Origin of the sequence: Paraburkholderia sp. SIMBA_054 (genome assembly GCF_046534875.1) — a bacterium.
GTDB lineage: Bacteria > Pseudomonadota > Gammaproteobacteria > Burkholderiales > Burkholderiaceae > Paraburkholderia > Paraburkholderia hospita.
On record NZ_JAWRXV010001608.1, the window covers coordinates 1 to 240 of the forward strand.

At 57.5% G+C, this 240-nt stretch carries 1 protein-coding gene; it reads left to right on the forward strand.

Features of this window, described 5'->3' with window-relative positions; all coding sequences use genetic code 11:
• The coding region (locus tag SB822_RS60505) for a hypothetical protein (protein WP_410859573.1) at positions 1-240 on the forward strand (240 nt) is incomplete at both ends.

The window sequence follows — 240 nt, forward strand, 5'->3', positions numbered from 1 at the left end:
CCGGAAGGCCTGCAGGCTGCGTTCACATCCGTTTTCCCGATCGTTTCGCACAACGGGTTCGCACGTCTTGAGTTCGTCAGCTACATGCTGTCGCCGCCGGCATTCAACATCAAGGAATGTCAGCAGCGCGGTTTGACGTACTGCTCGGCGCTGCGCGCGAAAGTGCGTCTGGTGCTGCTCGATAAAGAATCGCCGAGCAAGCCGGTCGTCAAGGAAGTGAAGGAACAGGAAGTGTACATG